The organism is Stenotrophomonas sp. G106K1, assembly GCF_037969685.1.
Lineage (GTDB): Bacteria > Pseudomonadota > Gammaproteobacteria > Xanthomonadales > Xanthomonadaceae > Stenotrophomonas > Stenotrophomonas lactitubi.
On sequence record NZ_JBBPFR010000011.1, the window covers coordinates 68436 to 87321 of the forward strand.

Here is an 18886-nt window from a genome sequence, read left to right on the forward strand (position 1 = left end):
GACGGCGCTACTTTAGCCGCAGATTCATTCAGCGCGGCCTTCCATGGCCACGCCGCAGGCAGATCAATCTTCCAGGAACAGGCTGACCACATCGTTGGTGAAGCGCCGGCCGAGCTCGGTCGGTTGCACGTACCCGTCGGCCACCATCAGCCAGCCGCGCTGCACCGCTTCGGCCAATGGAACGTCCAGCACGCTGCGCGCCAGGCCGGTCCGCGATTCGAAGTCGCGCAGGCTGAAACCTTCGTGCAGGCGCAGCAGGTTGAGCATGTATTCGAAGGGCAGGCGATCGGCGGCGATCACCTCGTCGCCACCGAACGATGCGGCGGTGCCTGCGGTATCCATGAACGTCTGCGGGTGCTTGTGCTTCCAGCGCCGCAGCACATGCTCCTGGGCGCCGGAACTGATCTTGCCGTGTGCGCCGGCGCCGATACCGAGGTAGTCACCGAAACGCCAGTAATTCAGGTTGTGCGCGCTCTGCCGGCCGGGGCGGGCGTAGGCACTTACCTCGTACTGGCCGAAACCGGCCTGCGCCAGCAGCGCCTGGCAGTGTTCCTGCATGTCCCAGGCATTGTCTTCATCGGGGATGCCCTGCGGCGGCCGCGCGAAGAACACGGTGTTCGGTTCCAGGGTCAGCTGGTAGTGCGAGATGTGGGTCGGCCGCAACGCGAACGCGCGTTCCAGGTCGGTCTCGGCACCGGCCAGGGTCTGTTCCGGCAGGGCGTACATCAGGTCGATGTTGAAATTATCGTAGCCCGCGTCCTGCGCCATCTTCACAGCGCGCTCGGCCTCGCCACTGTCGTGGATGCGGCCCAGTCGCTTCAGCGCGGCATCATCGAAACTCTGGATGCCGAAGCTGAGCCGGTTGACGCCGGCCGCACGGTAGCGGTCGAAGCGCCCATGCTCGGCGGTGCCCGGGTTGGTTTCCAGGGTGATCTCGGCATTGGGCGCGAAGCGCAGACGCGCGCTGGCCTGCTGCAGGAAGCGGTCGATGGCTTCCGGTGGGAACAGGCTGGGCGTGCCGCCACCGAAGAACACGCTGCTGACCACCCGGCCCCAGACCAGCGGCAGGTCCTGGTCGAGGTCGCGCACCAGCGCATCGATGTAGGCATCGAAGGGCAGTTCGCCCTTGGCCTGGTGCGAGTTGAAATCGCAGTACGGGCATTTGCGCACGCACCACGGCAGATGCACGTACAGCGCCAGCGGCGGCGGCACCAGCCGTGGCGGGGTGTCGTGGTCGCAGGACTCACCGGGCAGGTGGTTGCAGTGGTCGTGGTCGTGGTCGTGCGGCATGGCAGTCATCGGTAGTGCCGGCCGCGGGCCGGCTTCCCTGTGTTGATCGGGTGGGGCATCAGAGCCAGGCCGCGAGCTGCTGCTTGAGCTGCTGCAGGGCGGTGGCGCGATGGCTGATGGCATTCTTCAACGCCGGTTCCATTTCCGCAGCGGTCAGGCCGTGGGCGGTATCCAGGAATACCGGGTTGTAACCGAATCCATTCGTACCGCGCAGTTCGCGGATGATCTGTCCTTCCCAGCGGCCTTCGCATATCAGCGGCTGCGGGTCGGTGGCGTGGCGCAGCAGCACGATCACCGCATAGAAGCGGGCGCTGCGCTGGCCATCGGCGATGTCGGCCATCGCGTCCAGCAGCTTGGCATTGTTGGCCGCCGCGTTGGTCGGGTGACCCGCATAGCGCGCGCTGTACAGACCCGGCGCACCACCGAGGGCATCGACGATCAGCCCCGAATCATCGGCCAGCGCCGGTAGGCCGGTCGCTTCGCAGGCGGCGCGCGCCTTCAACAGCGCGTTCTCGACGAAGGTCAGGCCGGTCTCTTCCACATCGCCCAGGCCCAGTTCGGCGGCCGAAGTGATCTGCAGCGGCAGGTCGGCGAGGATTTCCTGCATTTCCACCAGTTTGCCAGCGTTGTGGCTGGCCAGGACAAGCTTCTTCATCAGCGGGGCTCCAACAGGTCCCAGGTGTTGCCGTACAGGTCGCGGAATACCGCCACCGTGGCGTAGGGTTCTTCGCGCGGTTCTTCCAGGAATTCGACACCGGCGGCCAGCATCGTCGCGTGGTCGCGGCGGAAGTCGTCGGTGTTGAGGAAGAAGCCGACGCGGCCGCCGGTCTGGTTGCCGATGCGGCTGCGCTGTTCGTCGTTGCTGGCGCGGGCCAGCAGCAGCGCGGCGGCGCTGCCATCGGTCGGCCCGACCACGACCCAGCGCTTGCTGCCCTGGTCGATGTCCTCCAGCAGCCGGAAGCCGAGCTTGCCGGTGTACCAGGCGATGGCTTCGTCGTAATCGGCCACCACGAGGGTGGTCAGGGCAATGCGCCGGTTCATGCCGACAGCGCCGCCTGCTGCGCGGCCAGCAGCTCGGTCACGCCCTTTTCGGCCAGGCCCAGCAGCGCATCCAGTTCGTCACGGCGGAAGGCATGGCCTTCGGCGGTGCCCTGCAGTTCGATGAAACCGCCGCCGTCGTTCATCACCACGTTCATGTCGGTGTCGCAGTCGCTGTCTTCGGCGTAATCCAGGTCCAGCACCGGGGTGCCGCGATAGACGCCGACCGACACCGCCGCCACCGCGCCGAGGATCGGGTTGCGCTTGATGTCACCGCGCTTCATCAGCACGTTCACTGCATCGACCAAGGCCACATAAGCGCCGGTGATGGCAGCAGTGCGGGTGCCGCCGTCGGCCTGCAGCACGTCGCAGTCCAGGGTGATGGTGCGTTCGCCCAGTGCATTGCGGTCCACGCAGGCACGCAGGCTGCGGCCGATCAGGCGCTGGATCTCCAGCGTGCGGCCGCCCTGCTTGCCGCGTGCGGCTTCGCGGTCGCTGCGGGTGTGGGTGGCGCGCGGCAGCATGCCGTACTCGGCGGTCACCCAGCCTTCGCCCTTGCCACGCAGGAAGCCCGGCACCCGGTTCTCGATGCTGGCCGTGCACAACACGCGGGTTTCACCAAAGCAGACCAGCACCGAACCTTCGGCGTGGCGGGTGAAACCGCGCTGGATGACGACCGGGCGCAGTTGATCGGGCTGACGGCCACTGGGGCGGAAATCGGACATGGGGCAGGTTCCGTAGGGAAAGGGAGTACGCCACCATCCCCGCGGCCTTCACGGGGCGGGGAAAGGGGCTCAAAAGAGACCGCTAGGGTACCATTCCCCCTTTGCAAGCACCGGATACATCCATGATTCGAAGCATGACGGCCTATGCCGGCGGCGAGCGCTCCACTACGTGGGGAACGCTGGGCTGCGAGCTGCGCTCGGTCAACCACCGGTTCCTGGAAGTGGGCACCCGCCTGCCCGAGGAACTTCGCGCATTGGAACCGCAGCTGCGCGAGCGCATTTCCGCGCGCCTGAGCCGTGGCAAGCTGGATCTGGTGATGCGCCTGCGCGCGCCGGATTCGGCCGCCAGCCTGCAGATCAACGAGGTGCTGCTGGGCCAGCTGGGCCAGCTGGCACACCGGCTGACCTCCGATTTCCCCAACCTGCAGGTCAGCTTCACCGACCTGCTGCAGCTGCCGGGCGTCACCCAGGGCGAGGCCACCGATGCCGCAGCCCTGCAGGTTGAAGCATTGGCGCTGCTGGACCAGGTGCTGGACGGTTTCATCGCCGCCCGCGAGCGTGAAGGCACTACGCTGGCCACCGCGATTGCCGAGCGCGTGGATGCCATCGAGCGCATCGCCGCCGAGGTCCGTACGCTGATTCCAGCCATTCGCGACGGCCAGCGCGCCAAACTTGCCGCCCGCCTGGCCGACCTGCCGCATCCGGTCGATCCCGGCCGCGCCGAGCAGGAACTGGTGATGTGGCTGCAGAAGCTGGACGTGGACGAGGAGCTGGACCGCCTGTCCAGCCACATCGTCGAGATCCGCCGGGTGCTCAAGCAGCGCGAGCCGGTTGGCCGCCGCCTGGACTTCCTGCTGCAGGAGTTCAACCGTGAGGCCAACACGCTGGGCTCCAAGTCGGTGGACAGCCGCACGTCCAACGCCGCCGTCGAGCTGAAGGTGCTGATCGACCAGATCCGCGAGCAGGTGCAGAACATCGAGTGACGTTGCATCCATCGGTGCAGCAGGGGCGCCTTCGGGCGCCCTCTTCGTTTCAGCGCATCAACGCACGCTGACGGCCGGCGTTCCCTCGCCCAATCGGCCCACCACCGCCGCCTGCTTGAACCCCGCCTCGTGGAAGCAGGCCAACACAGCATCCACCGCCTCCGGTACACATGACACCAGCAGGCCGCCACTGGTCTGCGGGTCGGTCAGCAGCGGCTGCCAGTGTGCTGGAAATCCGGCGGCGAAGCGGACGTCGGCGCCATACGAGGCCCAGTTGCGGTGGGAGGCGCCGGTCACGCAGCCACGCTGCAGCAGATCCAGCGCCTGCGGCAACAGCGGTATCTGCGCGCTGTCCACTTCGGCGGTGATGCCGCTGGCGCGGCACACTTCCAGCAGATGACCGAGCAGGCCGAAGCCGGTGACATCGGTCATCGCGTGCACGCCATCCAGTGCGGCCAGCGGTACACCGACGGTGTTCAGGCGGGTGGTTGAATCGAGCATCTGCCGGTAACCGTCGGCATCCAGCATTTCCTTCTTCAGCGCCGACGAGTACACGCCCACGCCCAACGGCTTGCCCAGCACCAGCAGGTCGCCGGCACGGGCATCGGCGTTGCGCTTGAGCCGCTGTGGGTCGAGGATGCCGATCGCGGCCAGGCCGTAGATCGGTTCCACCGAGTCGATGCTGTGGCCACCGGCGACGACAATGCCGGCGTCAGCACAGGCACGTTCACCGCCCTGAAGGATGCCGCGGATGGTGTCCTGCGGCAGGGTGTTGGTCGGCATGCCGACGATGGCCAGCGCGAACAGCGGGCGCGCACCCATTGCGTACAGGTCCGACAAGGCATTGGTGGCGGCAATGCGGCCGAAGTCGAACGGGTCGTCGACGATGGGCATGAAGAAATCGGTGGTGGCGACGATTGCCTGGCGCTGATCCAGGCGGTACACCGCGGCGTCGTCACTGGTCTCGCGTCCAACCAGCAGTTCAACCGGTGCCGGCAACGCCGGGGTCCCCCGCAGCAGCTCGGTCAGTACGCCCGGCGCGATCTTGCAGCCGCAGCCGCCGCCGTGGGCCAGCGACGTCAATCGTTGCGGGGCATCGGCCGGTGAGGGGGCGGGGGACTGCGCGTGGCTGGCCATGCCGATATCTCCTGCGGAAACACGATTGGCGGAAGGCAGCAGGAGTCGAACCTACCAGGGAACGATTGACGTCCCCTACTGGGTTTGAAGCCCAGCCGCATGCCCGGATGCGCATGCCTTCCGAAGGTACTGCGGTACCGGTGCGCTCAACCGGGGGGCGCGTTCCACTGCAGGTCGCTGCGCGGCCGATGATGGTCACCGACGCGTCGAGTGTAGCCAACGCGATTGAAGAACTCCAAGATCTGGATGCTGCGCTTGCGGCCAAGGCCGATCGCATCGCGGAACACTGCCGCATCGACTGTGCCGGAAGCCTGCGACAGTTGCGCGACGATGGCGGCCAGCTCGGTGATGCGGGCCGGTGCATAGAACAGGTCGGGTACCACCTGGAACAGCTCGCCGCGTGCGGCGGCCCGGCGCAGGGTGGTGCGGACGTCGTGCTCGGCAACTCCGATATCGGCGGCCAGGGTGCGCACCCAGGGCGGATCGAAACCACCGGCATGCAGCTGCGGCAACACGCGTTCGAGCAGGATGCGTTCGCGTTCGGGGGGCGCATGATCGTGGCCAGGCAGGCGCCACCACGCACCCGCGCGCTGCAGCGTGCCGTCGTCGAGCAGGTCCTGCAGCAGGGCGTTCCACAGGCCGCCCACCAGCGTGGGCAGGGTGCTGCGCTGCAGCCGCCCGCTGTCGACGCCAGGTTCGTCGGGGCGTCGATCATGCCAGCTGCGCAGCGAGGTGACCACCTGTTCACGCAGCACCTGCCAGTGCGAGGCAAGGATGATCACCACGCCCTCGCGCGTATTGATGCGCCGTGCGTCCGCAGGCAGCTCGATCTGCTCGGAAGCGCGGCGGCAGTAGCGTTGCAGGGCTGCCAGCGCAACGCCGGTTGGCGCCTGCAGCAGCAGCGGGCCGACGCCGGCGCCGCCCGCCATCTGCTCCAGCGCCGCCAGCCATGCCAGTCGCGCGGGGCTGCGCCGGCGCCGTTGCGGCGGATCGGGATCGAGCACGATACCGCCACCCAGCGTATGGGTCGCAGCCGAGTCGCGGGCGATGAAGCGGTCGCCGCACGTCGCGCAGACTGGTGCATCGAACACCAGCTGCACCCGCTGGCCGTCGCTGCTGTCATGATCTTCCAGCAACAGCACATGCGCCTGCCGGTGCATCGTGCCCCAATGGATATGCAGCGGTGCCCAATCGCGCAGTGGTGCGGCCAGCGCGGAAAGCCGCAGGCGCACATCGACGCGGGTAGTGGCCTGCAGCGCACGCGGGTCGGCGATCCAGTCGCCGCGGTTGATGTCTTCGCGGGCGATGGCGGCCAGGTTCAGGGCGCAGCGTTGCCCGGCCTGTGCCTGTTCGCTGGCCTGGTTCTGTGCGTGGATGCTGCGCACGCGCACCTCGGTTCCATCCGGCATCAGCTGCAGGTGCGCACCGACCGCAGCGACGCCGCCGTGCACCGCGCCGGTCACCAGCGTACCGTGGCCGGTCAGCGAGAACACACGGTCCACCGGCATGCGGAACAGCTCGCTGCGACGTTCGGCCTGGTGCGCGCCGGCATCGTCCGCGGCCCATGCATGCAGGCAGGCACGCAGTGCGGTGGTGCCCGCATCATCGGCTGCGATGCTGTTGCAAGCGAACACCGGGCAGTCCTGCAACGGCGTGCCGGCCAGCAGTGCGGCGATCTCGATCTCGACCCTGGCGATGCGCGTCGCATCCACACGGTCGATCTTGGTCAGGGCCACTGCGCCGCGATCGACGCCCAGCAACTGCAGGATCGCCAGATGCTCACGGGTCTGTGGCATCACCCCATCGTCGGCGGCGACCACCAGCAGTGCGGCATCGATGCCGGTGGCACCGGCCACCATGGTGTGCACGAAGCGTTCGTGGCCGGGCACATCGACGAAGCCCAGCGTGACCGCAGGGCCTGCGCCCAGCGTGTTTGCAACCGGGACATAGGCATAGCCCAGTTCAATGGAGATGCCGCGCGTGCGCTCTTCCTGCAGGCGATCGGTCTCGATGCCGGTCAGTGCCCGCACCAGGCTTGTCTTGCCATGGTCGATATGTCCGGCGGTACCGACGATCATGCCTGCAGGGTGCTCCACTGGGCGAGGAAGTCCGCTTCGTCGGCGGGTTCCAGGCAGCGCAGGTCCAGCCACAACGCGTCATCAGTGATACGCCCCAGCACCGGGCGAGGCAGCTGACGCAGACGCTTGGCCAGGCGATCCAGTCCGCCACGACGCGCGCTGCTGATGCGCAGCCCGGCGCTGGCCAACTGCGCCTGCGGCTGCGCGCCGCTGCCGATCTGGCTGTGCATGGGGGCAAGTTCGACGGTGTAGTCGTTCGCCAGCGCGGAACGCACCGGTTGCAGAAGGCGTTGTGCCTGCACATCGATATCGTCCTGCGTGCGTGACAGGGTGCGCAGGGTCGGCAGCCGTTGCGCCAGCAGTTCCGGCTCGCGGTACAGGGCCAGCACCGCCTCCAGCGCGGCCAGGCCCATCTTGTCCATGCGCAGCGCCCGCTTGAGCGGATTGCGGTTGATCCGTGCGATCAGGTCGGCGCGTCCGGCGATGATGCCGGCCTGCGGCCCGCCCAGCAGCTTGTCGCCACTGAACGAGACCAGGTCGGCACCGGCCGCCAGCGCTTCCTGCACGGTGGGCTCGTGCGGCAGGCTGAACGTGGCCAGGTCGCACAGGCTGCCGCTGCCCAGGTCCACCACCATGGGCAGGCCATGCCGGTGGGCGATGGCTGCCAGTTTCGCAGTCTCGACCTTGGCGGTGAAGCCGGTGATGGCATAGTTGCTGGCATGCACCTCCATCAACAGCGCGGTACGCGTGCCGATGGCGTTGGTGAAGTCGGCCGGATGGGTACGGTTGGTGGTGCCCACTTCCAGCAGCCGCGCACCGGCGCTGCGCATCACATCGGGAATACGGAACGCACCACCGATCTCCACCAGTTCGCCGCGTGATACCACCACGTCGCGGCGGTTGGCCAGGCTGTTGAGCAGCAGCAACACCGCCGCCGCATTGTTGTTGACCACGGTGGCCGCTTCGGCGCCGGTCAGCTCGCAGACCAGGGCCTGCACCCGTGCATCGCGGTCGCCGCGGCGGCCACGGGTGATGTCGAATTCAAGGTCGACCGGCGTGGTCATCGCGCGGGTCACCGCCTGCACTGCGGTTTCGGGCAGCAGGGCGCGGCCCAGGTTGGTATGCAGCACGGTGCCGGTCAGATTGAACATCGGCTGCAGGTCCAGCCGTGCATCGGCGTCGAGTGCGGCATCAAGCGCCGCGACCAGCGCCGCGCCTTCAATGGCCTGTTGCAGTGCCTCGGCCGAGAGCTGCCCGGCGCCGATGCGCTCGCGCAGGGCCTGCAGGTGTGAACGCAGCAGTTGGGTGATGCGGCTGCGGCCGTGGCCCTCGATCAGCACCGACAACGCCGGCAGGCGCAGCAGCCGGTCCAGCGAGGGCAGGGCAGCGGCCGATACCGGGGGCGTGCGTGTCATCGCCCTACTCGCCGTCGGATTGCCACAGCAGTGGATTCTGGCTGGCACGCGCATAGCCTTCCTCGCCCAGCAGCAGGTCCAGCGCCAGCGTGCCGAGGTCATCGGCCACCGGTTCCAGTGCTGGGTCCTTTTCCAGATACAGGATCTTGCGGTAGCTGTGGCAGTGGTCGCAGGTCTCGGCCCGCACCGCGCTCTCGCGCACGGCTTGACCGGTGTCTCCGTCGGCATCAGCCAGGGCGCGGTAGGCGATGTCCTTGCCGGCGGCACCACACTGGCTGCACTGCACGCGCACGTAGTGCCACTGGCAGGCGCACAGCGAACACGACAGGTAGCGGTAGGACGCATAGGGCGGGCGCGCCTGCACCATGCTGGCCACCGGCAGGGTGCCGCACAGCGGGCACAGGCCCGGCGCATCGGCCAGCGGCTTCAGGTCGGTGGGGCGGAAGCTGGCCGTGAGCACGGCCCAATACACCTGCAACGCGTTCATCACCAACAGCGCAGCGACCGCGTCCACCGAGGGCGCATCATCACGCTCCAGCACCGCATGTGCCTGGGCATCGAGCCACGCATCATCGGCGGCGGCGACACGCTGCAGCTCCTGCCGGGTTTCCGCCGGCAGACCGGCTTCATCGGCGCAGTGCAGGCACAGCGTGCGCAACCAGTCGCGCCAGCGGCCATCAAGCCGGAGCGTGTTGGCTGGCCGCAACGGCATGCCGGCACCGACCGCTGCGCTCGATTGCTGCGCGCGCGCCTGCGCCTGCAGCTCCTCACGTTGCTGTGGCGCCAGCGCTTCCAGCACGGCCTGCTGTGCATCGGCCAACGCTGCCAGCAGCTGCAGGTAACCGCCGATGGCACTGCGCGCGGCCAGGCTGCGCAGGCGTGCGGCGCGTTCGGTGAACAGGGATGCCGTATCGGGCAGGATGATGCGCGGTACATCGCGCGAGGCGAGCGTCTCGATCTCGCCGGGTTCAAGGATGCGTTGCGCCATGCAGGGCCAGCCGGAAGAACCAGCCTCCATCCTCGCTGTTGTCAGCGCTGACGTCCAGCGTGTTCAAGCAACGCAGTCGAGCAAAGCAGTCGAGCAAAGCAGTCGAGCAAAGCAGTCGAGCATGGCTCGACTCTACAAAAGTCGGTTTCGGTCGTTGCCGTGTCATCGTGTCGACCAAGGTCGACACCCACCAACAGCAGCGGGAAACTGTCGAAGGCGGGGTGGGTCCGGTTGCGGGGGCGTGAGCCGCATGGATGCGGCGACCGAGCTTGCATGGACGTACTTGCAGCGTCCCCCGCAACCGCCCTCCCCGCCATCCCGCAGCAACCCAGCTTTTGACGTTGCCTTGGCTTGAAGCGGGTGCAGGGCGCAGCCCTGCCGCTACCCCTCTTCCCGCCGCCCGCGCAGGATGTCCCGGAACCATTGCCGGTGATGCTTGTACGCCCACCCATAGGTCACCTTGCCCTGGGTCATTGCCCGCACCGAGCCCTTGATCCAGATCGCCGCATAGATGTGCACCACGATCGCGCAGACCAGTACCCAACCGAACAGCGCATGGGCCAGTACCGAGAAGCGGATCACGCTGATCGGGAAGAGGTGGCTGAAGTACTGGCGCCAGATCACAAAGCCGGTCAGCAGCAGCGCCGACAGGCAGCCGATGATGGCCCAGAACAACAACTTCTGGCCCGCATTGAAGCGGCCGACCGGCGGCAGCTTCTCGTCCTCGTTCTGCAGCACGTCGCGCATGCCACGCAACCACGCGCGGTCATCGGCGGCAGGCAGGTTGTCGCGCCACATCCGCAGGGCCAGCAGCGCGAAGCCCAGCACCATGGCCAGGCCGATGAACGGATGCAGGATGCGCGTCCACGGCCCGCCGCCGAACAGCTGGGTCAGCGGGAACAGGGCCGGATGGAACAGGGCCAGACCGGACAGTGCCGTCAGCACGAAGCAGAGCGCGACGATCCAGTGGTTGATGCGGGTCGGCGCGCGGTAGCGCACGATCTGCCGGGGATGGGGGGCGTACTTCATGGCTGCTCTTCCTCGATCTTCTCCGCTTCCTGCTCGGCCTGTTCTTCCTCTTCATCGTTCACCGTGTTGCGGCCGATGCCGATGTAGTGCAGGAAGCCGGCAAACGCGGTGGCGGCGATGGCCAGCACGCCCAATGGTTTGGCCACGCCCTTCCAAACCTCGACCATCACGCTGATGTGCGGGTCCTTGGGCAGGTCGGCATAGAGCTGTGGCTTGTCGGCATGCTGCAGCACGTACATCACGTGGGTGCCGCCGACCCCGGGCGGGTCATACAGGCCCGCATTCTCGTAGCCACGGGATTTCAGGTCTTCGATCCGGCCCGCCGCATGTTCGGTCATGTCCTGCTTGCTGCCGAAGGTGATGGCGCCGGTCGGGCAGGTCTTCACGCAGGCCGGTTCCTGCCCCACCGCTACCCGGTCCGAGCACAGCGTGCACTTGTAGGCCTTGTGGTCCTTCTTTGAGATGCGCGGCACGTCGAACGGGCAGCCGGTGACGCAATAGCCGCAACCGATGCAGTGCTCTTCCTGGAAGTCGACGATGCCGTTGGCGTACTGGATGATCGCCCCGGGTGACGGGCATGCCTTCAGGCAGCCGGGGTCGCTGCAGTGCATGCAGCCTTCCTTGCGGATCAGCCACTCCAGCTTGCCGGTCTCATCCTCGTACTCGCGGAATTTCATCACCGTCCACGACTGGTCACTCAGGTCGGGCGGGTTGTCGTAGCTGCCAACGCAGCTGCCGACTTCGTCGCGCAGGTCGTTCCACTCCATGCAGGCGACCTGGCAGGCCTTGCAGCCGATGCACTTGCTGACGTCGATGAGCTTGGCGACCTGGCCGGTGTGCGCGCCGCGCGCTTCCGGCGAGGGCGTGGTGGTGGCCGAGCGGCGGATGATGTCCAGCGATTGCAGTGACATGGCGTGTCTCCTACACCTTCTCGACCTTGACCAGGATGCACTTCGATTCGGGCGTCTGCGAGTTGCCGTCACCGATGGCGTTGGTCAGCGTATTGGCGATGTAGCCGGGCTTGGCTGCACCGAGGAAGCCCCAGTGGATCGGAATGCCCACCTGGTGGACGGTCTTTCCATCGATCTGCAGGGCCTTGATGCGCTTGGTCACCATCGCAACGGCTTCGATATGGCCGCGCTTGGAACTCACGCGCACGCGGCTGCCGTTGTTGATGCCCAGCTCATCGGCCAGGGCCGCGCCGATCTCGACGAACTGCTCGGGCTGGATGATGGCGTTGAGCTTGCCGTGCTTGGTCCAAAAGTGGAAATGCTCGGTCAGGCGGTAGGTGGTGGCCACGTGCGGGTACTCGTCCGGCGAACCGATCTGCGCACGGTCGCTGGCGAACACGCGGGCCGCGGGGTTGTTCAGCGTATTCGCCTGGCCCGGGCTGAGCGGGTTGCTGCGCAATGGCGTGTCGAAGGGTTCGTAATGCTCCGGGAACGGGCCTTCGGCCATGCCGGCCTTGGCGAAGAAGCGGGCGATGCCTTCCGGGTTCATGATGAACGGGCCCATGCCGCCAGCCGGGTCTTCGTCGGCCTTGAAATCGGGCACGTCCACGCTGCCCCAGTTCCTGCCGTTCCATGCCAGCAGCGTGCGCCGCGGGTCGAACGGCTGGCCGGCCACATCGCACGAGGCGCGGTTGTACATCACGCGGCGGTTGGCCGGCCAGGCCCAGGCCCAGCCCAGCGTGTTGCCGATGCCGGTGGGGTCGCTGTTGTCACGCCGCGCCATCATGTTGCCGGTCGGGCCCCAGGCGCCGATGTAGATCCAGCACCCGGAGGAGGTGCTGCCGTCGTCGCGCAGGTCGCCGAACGCGGCCAGCTGCTCTCCGGCCTTGCGTACCAGCCTGGTCGGGTCCTTCGGATCGAACACGTCCACCAGCGCCTTGCCGTTGTATTCCATCGCCAGCTCTTCCGGCGTCGGCACCTCGGGGTTGGAATACTTCCAAGCCAAGTCGCGCACCGGCTCCCACCAGGCACCGCCGTCCTTCTCGTACAGCGCCTTGATGCGGTGGAACAGCTCGGACATGATCTCGATGTCGCTGCGTGCTTCGCCTGGCGGGTTGGCACCCTTCCAGTGCCACTGCAGCCAGCGCGAGGAGTTGACCACCGCGCCGTTTTCCTCGGCGAAGGACGTGGTCGGCAGGCGGAACACTTCGGTCTGGATCGCGCTGGGATCGACATCGTTCAGCGCGCCATGGTTCTGCCAGAAGGCGATGGTCTCGGTTTCCAGCGGGTCCATGCTGACCATGAACTTCAGCTTGGAGAACGCGCTGATCAGCTTGCCCTTGTTCGGCGCCGAGGCCAGCGGGTTGAAGCCCTGGCAGATGTAGCCGTGGATCTTGCCTTCGTTCATCAGCTCGTACGCCTGCAGCATGTCGTACGGCTTGTCGAGCTTGGGCAGATGGTTGAAGCACCAGTTGTTGTCGGCGGTGGCCGCATCCCCCCACCACGACTTCATCAGGCTGACGTGGAACTTCGGGTAGTTCTGCCAGAACGACATCTGGTTGGCACGCAGCGGCTTCTGCGTGCGCTTGGCGATGTAGGCGTCGTAATCCTGCTCGTCCTGCTTCGGCAACGTCAGGTAGCCGGGCAGCAGGTCGGACATCAGGCCGATGTCGGTCAGGCCCTGGATGTTGGAATGCCCGCGCAGCGCGTTCATGCCGCCACCGGCCACGCCGATGTTGCCCAGCAGCAGCTGCACCATGGTGCCGGCACGCACGTTCTGTGCACCGATCGAGTGCTGCGTCCAGCCCAGTGCGTACAGGATGGTCATCGCCTTGTCCTTGCCGGCGGTGGACGCGATCATGTCCCAGATCTGGCGGATGCTGTCGGCGGGCGTACCGCAGATGCGCTCGACCATCTCCACGGTGTAGCGCGCGTAGTGCTGCTTGAGCAGGTTGTAGACGCAGCGCGGGTCCTTCAGCGTCGGGTCGCTGCGCACGTAGCCATCATCGCCGTACACGTAGTCCCAGCTGGAACGGTCGTAGCTGCGCTTCTCCTCGTTGTAGCCTGAATACAGGCCGTCCTTGAAGGCGAACTCGTCTTTCACCAGGAACGGCATGTCGGTGTAGTTCAGCACGTACTCGTGCTGGATGCGGTCCTCGGTCAACAGGTAGTTGATCAGGCCGCCCAGGAACACGATGTCGGTGCCGGTGCGGATCGGCGCGTACACGTCGGCCACCGCGGCCGAGCGGTTGAAGCGCGGGTCGACCACGATCAGGCGGGCCTTGTTGTGTGCCTTGGCCTCGGTCACCCATTTGAACCCGCACGGGTGCGCCTCGGCGGCATTGCCACCCATGATCAGGATCAGGTCGGCATTCTTGATGTCGACCCAGTGATTCGTCATCGCACCACGGCCTAGCGTCGGGGCAAGACCTGCCACCGTCGGGCCGTGTCAGACACGTGCCTGGTTGTCGAATGCCAGCATGCCCAGGGAGCGCACGACCTTGTGGGTCAGCACCGCGGTTTCATTGCTGGTGGCCGAGGCCGCAAGCATGCCGGTGGTCAGCCAGCGGTTGACCGTCTGCCCGGCCTCGTTCTTCTGCACGAAGTTGGCGTCGCGGTCTTCCTTCATCAGCCGCGCGATGCGGTCCAGTGCATCGTCCCAGCTCAGCCGCTTCCACTCGTTCGAGCCTGGCGCACGGTATTCGGGGTACAGCAGGCGCGACTTGCTGTGGATGATGTCGGCAAGGCCGGCGCCCTTCGGGCACAACGTGCCGCGATTGACCGGGTGGTCCGGGTCACCTTCGATGTGGAAGATGTTCGGCTCGGTGTTCTTGGCGCCGTCGCCCAGGCCGTACATCAGGATGCCGCAGGCAACCGAACAGTACGTGCACGTGTTGCGGGTCTCGGTGGCGCGGCTCAGCTTGTACTGCCGCACCTCCGCCAGTGCGATGCCGGGCGCGAAGCCCATCAATGCCAGGCTGGAGCCGACCAGGGTGGTCCCGGTCACTTTCAGGAACTGGCGGCGGCTCATCGAGGGCATGCCGATCTCCTTGGATGGCGGGGAGGCACGCAGGCCCCCGGGCTGTCGGTAGGTACGACCGTCGAGGGGACGTTCGCCAGCATGCCGCGAACGTCTTTCCGGGAACGACCGCAATGGCCCGGTTATAGCACAGGCCTGCGGATGTCCCCGTGGCACAAGGGACGGCCGGGCGCGGAAAGGGCCTGCTCTGGTAAAGTTGCGTGCCCGCCCCACGGGGAAGTGTCTGCCGGGCCGGGTTCCAGAATGTCCCGCGCAGTCCCCGCCGTGCTGGCGCGATCCTCCGCGCCGGGTCTGGACCACCGAGGAAAAATTTTGCGAAATCAACCAGTTGGGCTCTGCGCATGAGCGCTCCGTCAACGTCGCCGGGTGCCGTTGCACGCGGCACGCTGTACATCGTCGCCGCGCCCTCCGGCGCCGGCAAGAGCAGCATTGTCAACGCCACCCTGGCGCGCGACCCGCAGATCGCGCTGTCGATCTCCTTCACCTCGCGGGCCATGCGCCCGGGTGAAGTGAACGGCCAGCACTACCACTTCGTCAGCGCGGAGAAGTTCGAGGAGATGATCGCCGCCGGCGACTTCTTCGAACACGCCTGGGTGCATGGCGACTGGAAGGGCACCGCCCGGCAGTCGGTGGAGCCGCAGCTGAACGCCGGCCAGGACGTGCTGCTGGAGATCGACTGGCAGGGCGCGCAGCAGGTGCGCCAGCTGGTGCCGGGCACGGTGACGGTGTTCATCCTGCCGCCGTCCAAGCAGGCCCTGCAGGACCGCATGCGCAAGCGCGGCCAGGACAGCGAGGCGGTCATCGCCCAGCGCCTGGGTGCTGCCCGCGATGAAATGCTCCACTTCAATGAGTTTGACTACGTCATCGTCAATGAAGTGTTCGACACCGCCGTTGACGAGCTGTGCGCGATCTTCACCGCCAGCCGCCTGCGCCGGGAGGCCCAGAAGGTCCGGCACGCCGGCCTGATCCAGGCCCTGTTGACCCCGGATACGAGTTCAACTGATTGATTCCTAACGGGTCCGGTGGGGGTTGGCTTGATTTTGTCCAGCCCCTGCCAGTACACTCCGTCCCCTTTCCCTCATTCGACTGAGCGGCCGACCGGTCGCCGGGAGCCCGTATGGCCCGCATTACCGTAGAAGATTGCCTGGAAGTCGTTAACAACCGTTTCGAGCTGGTGATGATGGCCTCCAAGCGCGCCCGTCAGCTTGCCAATGGCGTGCAGGCCACGCTGGACAACAGCGAGACCGAGGACAAGCCGACCGTGCTGGCGCTGCGCGAGATCGCTGCCCGCAAGATCGACAACGCGCTGATCGACGAAGTCGAGAAGGCCGAGCGTGAGCGCGCCGAGCGCGAAGCGCTGGAGTGGGCCGCCGCTGAAGTGGTCGCCGACGAAGACATGTCCAAGAACGACGATTGATCGCATCGGTCAACGTCATCGCTGGATACGCCGAACAGCCCGCCCCGTGCGGGCTGTTTCGCATTCAGGGTTTGCCGTAAACGTCGCGCTGGCATAGGCTTTGGCCATGAACCCAGGCCCCACTGCCAAGGTCGCCGCAGTCCCCGCTGCCGCCGTACCCGATTACGTCCTCCAGCTCGAACGCGCCGCCCACTACCTGCCGCCCGAGCAGCTGCCGCTGCTGCGCCGTGCATGGGAAGTCGGTGCCTCCGCGCACGCTGGGCAGACGCGCAAGTCGGGCGAGCCCTACATCACCCATCCGGTGGCCGTGGCCCAGGTGCTGGCCGAGCTCGGCCTGGACGTGGAAGCGCTGATTGCCGCGATCCTGCACGACACCATCGAAGACACCCCGCTGACCCGCGAGGCCCTGTCGGCCGAGTTTGGTGAAGCCGTGGCCGAGCTGGTGGACGGCGTCACCAAGCTGGACAAGCTGAAGTTCCGCGACCGCCAGGAAGCGGCCGCCGAGAGCTTCCGCAAGATGCTGCTGGCGATGTCACGCGACCTGCGCGTGATCATGATCAAGCTGGCCGACCGCCTGCACAACATGCGCACGCTGGGCGCGCAGAGCCGCGAAGCGCGGGGCCGCATCGCCCGCGAGACGCTGGAGATCTACGCCCCGATCGCGCAGCGGCTGGGCATGAGCCTGGTCAAGAGCGAACTGCAGAACCTCGGCTTCAAGGCGCTGTACCCGTGGCGCCATGCGATCCTGGAAAAGCACATCCGCAGCCAGCCGGTGGTGCGCCGCGAGGCGCTGGCGCAGGTGGAAGTGCAGCTGTCGCAGCGCCTGGCCAAGGAGGGCATCGAGCACCGCCTGGTCAGCCGCATCAAGACCCCGTGGAGCATCTACAACAAGATGCGCGACGAGAACAAATCCTTCGACCAGGTGATGGACGTGTTCGGCTTCCGCCTGGTCGTGCGCGGCGTGCCGCAGTGCTACCACTCGCTGGGCGCAGTGCATGCCGCGTTCAAACCGCTGGACGGGCGTTTCCGCGATTTCATCGCGATCCCCAAGGCCAACGGTTACCAGTCGCTGCACACGGTGCTGTTCGGCCCGTATGGTTCGCCGATCGAAGTGCAGATCCGCACCGAAGAGATGGACCTGATCGCCGAGCGCGGCGTGGCGGCGCACTGGACCTACAAGTTCGGCGGTGACTCGCCCAACAGCGCGCAGAGCCGTGCCCACGCCTGGATCGTCGAACTGATCGATTCGCAGCGTGCCGCCGGTTCCTCGCTGGAGTTCCTCGACAACGTCAAGGTCGACCTGTTCCCGGACGAGGTCTACCTGTTCACGCCGAAGGGCAAGATCCTGGCCCTGCCGCGCAATTCCACCGCGCTCGACTTCGCCTATGCCGTGCATACCGATGTCGGCAACATGGCCGTGGCCTCGCGCGTGGACAAGAAACTGGTGCCGCTGCGTACCAAGCTGGTGTCGGGGCAGTCGGTGGAGATCATCACCGCGCGCTCGGCCACGCCCAAGCCGCAGTGGCTGGAGTTCGTGGTCACCAGCAAGGCACGCACCGCCATCCGCCACCAGCTCAAGCAGCTGGAGCACGAAGATGCCGTGCAGCTGGGGCACCGCATGCTCGACCGCGCGCTGGAGGCAATGGACAGCTCGCTGGAGCGCCTGCCGAAGGGCCGTCTGGATGCGTTCCTGGCCGAACACCGGTTCCCGCGCCTGGAAGCGCTGCTGGCGGAAGTCGCGCTGGGCAACTGGATGCCGACCCAGGCCGCACAGGCGCTGATGGCCTACGCCGAACTGCGCGGTGGCGCGCATTCGCGCCACAGCTCGCAGGAAAAGATCCTGATCAATGGCAGCGAGCGTGGCGTGGTCACCTTCGCCGGCTGCTGCCAGCCGATTCCGGGCGACGACATCATGGGCTACCACACCGCCGGCAAGGGCATCGTGGTGCACCGCATGGACTGCCCGAACCTGGCCGAACTGCGCAAGTCGCCCGAACGTTGGGTGCTGATCGGTTGGGATACCACGGTGTCTGGCGACTACGACACCTCGCTGGTGGTGGAAGTGGAGAACGGTACCGGCGTGCTCGCGCAGCTGGCGGCGGCGATCGCGCAGAGCCATTCCAACATCGAGCGCGTGGATTACCTGGATCGTGATTTCAACGCCGCGGTGCTGGCGTTCAACATCCAGGTGCGCGACCGCAACCACCTGGCCGAAGTGATGCGTCGCCTGAGACGCCTGTCGGTCGTGCAGGCGGTTCGCCGCCAGTAGATCCTGCGCGTGCCCGGTAGTGCCGGCCAGCGGCCGGCACTACCGAAGCGGCGCGGTAGATCCACGCCATGCGTGGATGCACCCCCACCCGGTACAATCACCGCTCTGTTTTCCCCCAACGCACCGGAGCGACCCATGTCCCGCCAGATCATCAACACCGAAAAGGCCCCGGCCGCCATCGGCCCGTACTCGCAGGCCGTGCGCGCCGGCAACACCGTGTATTTCTCCGGCCAGATTCCGCTCGACCCGGCCACTGGCGACATCGTCGGCGTGGGTGACGTCGAGGCACAGGCCCGTCGTGCCTTCGACAACCTCAAGGCCGTGGCCGAAGCCGCCGGCGGTTCGCTGGACAAGGTCGTGCGCCTGGGCCTGTACCTGACCGACCTGGCCGAATTCGCCAAGGTCAACGCGGTGATGCAGGACTATTTCCAGGCCCCGTTCCCGGCCCGTTCCACCATCGAAGTTTCCGGCCTGCCGAAGGGCGCCAACTTCGAGGTTGACGCGGTGATGGTCATCGACTGACCGCC

Annotated in this window: 16 protein-coding genes and 1 tRNA gene; 5 read left to right on the plus strand and 12 right to left on the minus strand. The window is 66.7% G+C overall.

What is annotated here, in order from left to right; genetic code table 11:
- Positions 1-63: 63 nt before the first annotated feature.
- Genes hemW through rph form a run of 4 tightly spaced genes read right to left on the minus strand, consistent with a single transcriptional unit; the run spans position 64 to position 3053 of the window.
- Positions 64-1290, minus strand: coding sequence for a radical SAM family heme chaperone HemW (gene hemW / locus WKB25_RS11720; protein WP_340570886.1), 1227 nt, complete (start codon positions 1288-1290; stop codon positions 64-66).
- A gap of 58 nt (positions 1291-1348) precedes the next feature.
- Positions 1349-1945, minus strand: coding sequence for an RdgB/HAM1 family non-canonical purine NTP pyrophosphatase (rdgB, locus tag WKB25_RS11725; protein ID WP_340570810.1), 597 nt, complete (start codon positions 1943-1945; stop codon positions 1349-1351).
- Complete coding sequence (locus WKB25_RS11730) at positions 1945-2331, minus strand: VOC family protein (protein WP_236512664.1); 387 nt, start codon at positions 2329-2331, stop codon at positions 1945-1947. The genes rdgB and WKB25_RS11730 overlap by 1 nt, the downstream gene beginning before the upstream one ends.
- Positions 2328-3053 carry a ribonuclease PH gene (gene rph / locus WKB25_RS11735; protein WP_025874210.1) on the minus strand — a complete coding sequence of 242 codons (726 nt, stop codon included), beginning with the start codon at positions 3051-3053 and terminating at the stop codon, positions 2328-2330. Before rph ends, WKB25_RS11730 begins: the two co-directional genes overlap by 4 nt.
- Before the next feature lie 122 nt (positions 3054-3175).
- Between rph and WKB25_RS11740 the strand changes: the two genes are divergently transcribed.
- The gene (locus tag WKB25_RS11740) at positions 3176-4036 is read left to right on the plus strand and encodes a YicC/YloC family endoribonuclease (RefSeq protein ID WP_236512666.1); all 861 of its coding nucleotides are present in this window, start codon (positions 3176-3178) and stop codon (positions 4034-4036) included.
- 57 nt (positions 4037-4093) lie between these two features.
- Here the strand turns inward: WKB25_RS11740 and selD are convergent, their stop codons facing one another.
- The 8 genes from selD to fdnG all read right to left on the minus strand — a co-directional run bounded on the left by selD (position 4094) and on the right by fdnG (position 14673).
- Complete coding sequence (gene selD, locus WKB25_RS11745) at positions 4094-5173, minus strand: selenide, water dikinase SelD (RefSeq protein WP_340570815.1); 1080 nt, start codon at positions 5171-5173, stop codon at positions 4094-4096.
- Between the two features lie 26 nt (positions 5174-5199).
- Positions 5200-5295, minus strand: a tRNA-Sec gene (locus tag WKB25_RS11750).
- A 24-nt stretch (positions 5296-5319) separates the two neighbouring features.
- Positions 5320-7251, minus strand: coding sequence for a selenocysteine-specific translation elongation factor (gene selB / locus WKB25_RS11755; RefSeq protein ID WP_340570817.1), 1932 nt, complete (start codon positions 7249-7251; stop codon positions 5320-5322).
- Positions 7248-8666, minus strand: a complete 1419-nt coding sequence (gene selA / locus WKB25_RS11760; protein ID WP_340570819.1) for an L-seryl-tRNA(Sec) selenium transferase — start codon at positions 8664-8666, stop codon at positions 7248-7250. The genes selB and selA overlap by 4 nt, the downstream gene beginning before the upstream one ends.
- 4 nt (positions 8667-8670) lie before the next feature.
- A complete protein-coding gene (gene fdhE / locus WKB25_RS11765) occupies positions 8671-9654 on the minus strand; it encodes a formate dehydrogenase accessory protein FdhE (RefSeq protein ID WP_340570821.1) in 984 nt (327 codons plus the stop codon).
- 381 nt (positions 9655-10035) lie between these two features.
- Complete coding sequence (locus WKB25_RS11770) at positions 10036-10683, minus strand: formate dehydrogenase subunit gamma (protein WP_049469610.1); 648 nt, start codon at positions 10681-10683, stop codon at positions 10036-10038.
- On the minus strand, positions 10680-11594 hold the full coding sequence (gene fdxH / locus WKB25_RS11775; RefSeq protein WP_100460238.1) for a formate dehydrogenase subunit beta: 915 nt from the start codon (positions 11592-11594) through the stop codon (positions 10680-10682). Before fdxH ends, WKB25_RS11770 begins: the two co-directional genes overlap by 4 nt.
- Positions 11595-11604: 10 nt before the next feature.
- A complete protein-coding gene (fdnG, locus tag WKB25_RS11780; protein WP_157804816.1) occupies positions 11605-14673 on the minus strand; it encodes a formate dehydrogenase-N subunit alpha in 3069 nt (1022 codons plus the stop codon).
- Positions 14674-15014: 341 nt separating this feature from the next.
- Between fdnG and gmk the strand changes: the two genes are divergently transcribed.
- The 4 genes from gmk to WKB25_RS11800 all read left to right on the plus strand — a co-directional run bounded on the left by gmk (position 15015) and on the right by WKB25_RS11800 (position 18881).
- Complete coding sequence (gene gmk / locus WKB25_RS11785; RefSeq protein ID WP_100460235.1) at positions 15015-15680, plus strand: guanylate kinase; 666 nt, start codon at positions 15015-15017, stop codon at positions 15678-15680.
- A 110-nt stretch (positions 15681-15790) separates the two neighbouring features.
- The gene (gene rpoZ / locus WKB25_RS11790; RefSeq protein WP_005410877.1) at positions 15791-16090 is read left to right on the plus strand and encodes a DNA-directed RNA polymerase subunit omega; all 300 of its coding nucleotides are present in this window, start codon (positions 15791-15793) and stop codon (positions 16088-16090) included.
- 106 nt (positions 16091-16196) lie between these two features.
- Positions 16197-18359 (plus strand): bifunctional (p)ppGpp synthetase/guanosine-3',5'-bis(diphosphate) 3'-pyrophosphohydrolase, encoded by a 2163-nt coding sequence (locus WKB25_RS11795; protein WP_025874213.1) that lies wholly within the window; start codon positions 16197-16199, stop codon positions 18357-18359.
- Between the two features lie 135 nt (positions 18360-18494).
- Positions 18495-18881, plus strand: a complete 387-nt coding sequence (locus WKB25_RS11800) for a RidA family protein (RefSeq protein WP_025874214.1) — start codon at positions 18495-18497, stop codon at positions 18879-18881.
- The last annotated feature ends 5 nt before the right edge of the window (positions 18882-18886 follow it).

Excerpts from the sequence above, each read along its gene's own strand:
- hemW (WP_340570886.1), bottom strand. The coding sequence starts at position 1,290 with ATGCCGCACGACCACGACCACGACCACTGCAACCACCTGCCCGGTGAG.
- rdgB (WP_340570810.1), bottom strand. The coding sequence starts at position 1,945 with ATGAAGAAGCTTGTCCTGGCCAGCCACAACGCTGGCAAACTGGTGGAA.
- WKB25_RS11730 (WP_236512664.1), bottom strand. The coding sequence starts at position 2,331 with ATGAACCGGCGCATTGCCCTGACCACCCTCGTGGTGGCCGATTACGAC.
- rph (WP_025874210.1), bottom strand. The coding sequence starts at position 3,053 with ATGTCCGATTTCCGCCCCAGTGGCCGTCAGCCCGATCAACTGCGCCCG.
- WKB25_RS11740 (WP_236512666.1), top strand. The coding sequence starts at position 3,176 with ATGATTCGAAGCATGACGGCCTATGCCGGCGGCGAGCGCTCCACTACG.
- selD (WP_340570815.1), bottom strand. The coding sequence starts at position 5,173 with ATGGCCAGCCACGCGCAGTCCCCCGCCCCCTCACCGGCCGATGCCCCG.
- selB (WP_340570817.1), bottom strand. The coding sequence starts at position 7,251 with ATGATCGTCGGTACCGCCGGACATATCGACCATGGCAAGACAAGCCTG.
- selA (WP_340570819.1), bottom strand. The coding sequence starts at position 8,666 with ATGACACGCACGCCCCCGGTATCGGCCGCTGCCCTGCCCTCGCTGGAC.
- fdhE (WP_340570821.1), bottom strand. The coding sequence starts at position 9,654 with ATGGCGCAACGCATCCTTGAACCCGGCGAGATCGAGACGCTCGCCTCG.
- WKB25_RS11770 (WP_049469610.1), bottom strand. The coding sequence starts at position 10,683 with ATGAAGTACGCCCCCCATCCCCGGCAGATCGTGCGCTACCGCGCGCCG.
- fdxH (WP_100460238.1), bottom strand. The coding sequence starts at position 11,594 with ATGTCACTGCAATCGCTGGACATCATCCGCCGCTCGGCCACCACCACG.
- gmk (WP_100460235.1), top strand. The coding sequence starts at position 15,015 with ATGAGCGCTCCGTCAACGTCGCCGGGTGCCGTTGCACGCGGCACGCTG.
- rpoZ (WP_005410877.1), top strand. The coding sequence starts at position 15,791 with ATGGCCCGCATTACCGTAGAAGATTGCCTGGAAGTCGTTAACAACCGT.
- WKB25_RS11795 (WP_025874213.1), top strand. The coding sequence starts at position 16,197 with ATGAACCCAGGCCCCACTGCCAAGGTCGCCGCAGTCCCCGCTGCCGCC.
- WKB25_RS11800 (WP_025874214.1), top strand. The coding sequence starts at position 18,495 with ATGTCCCGCCAGATCATCAACACCGAAAAGGCCCCGGCCGCCATCGGC.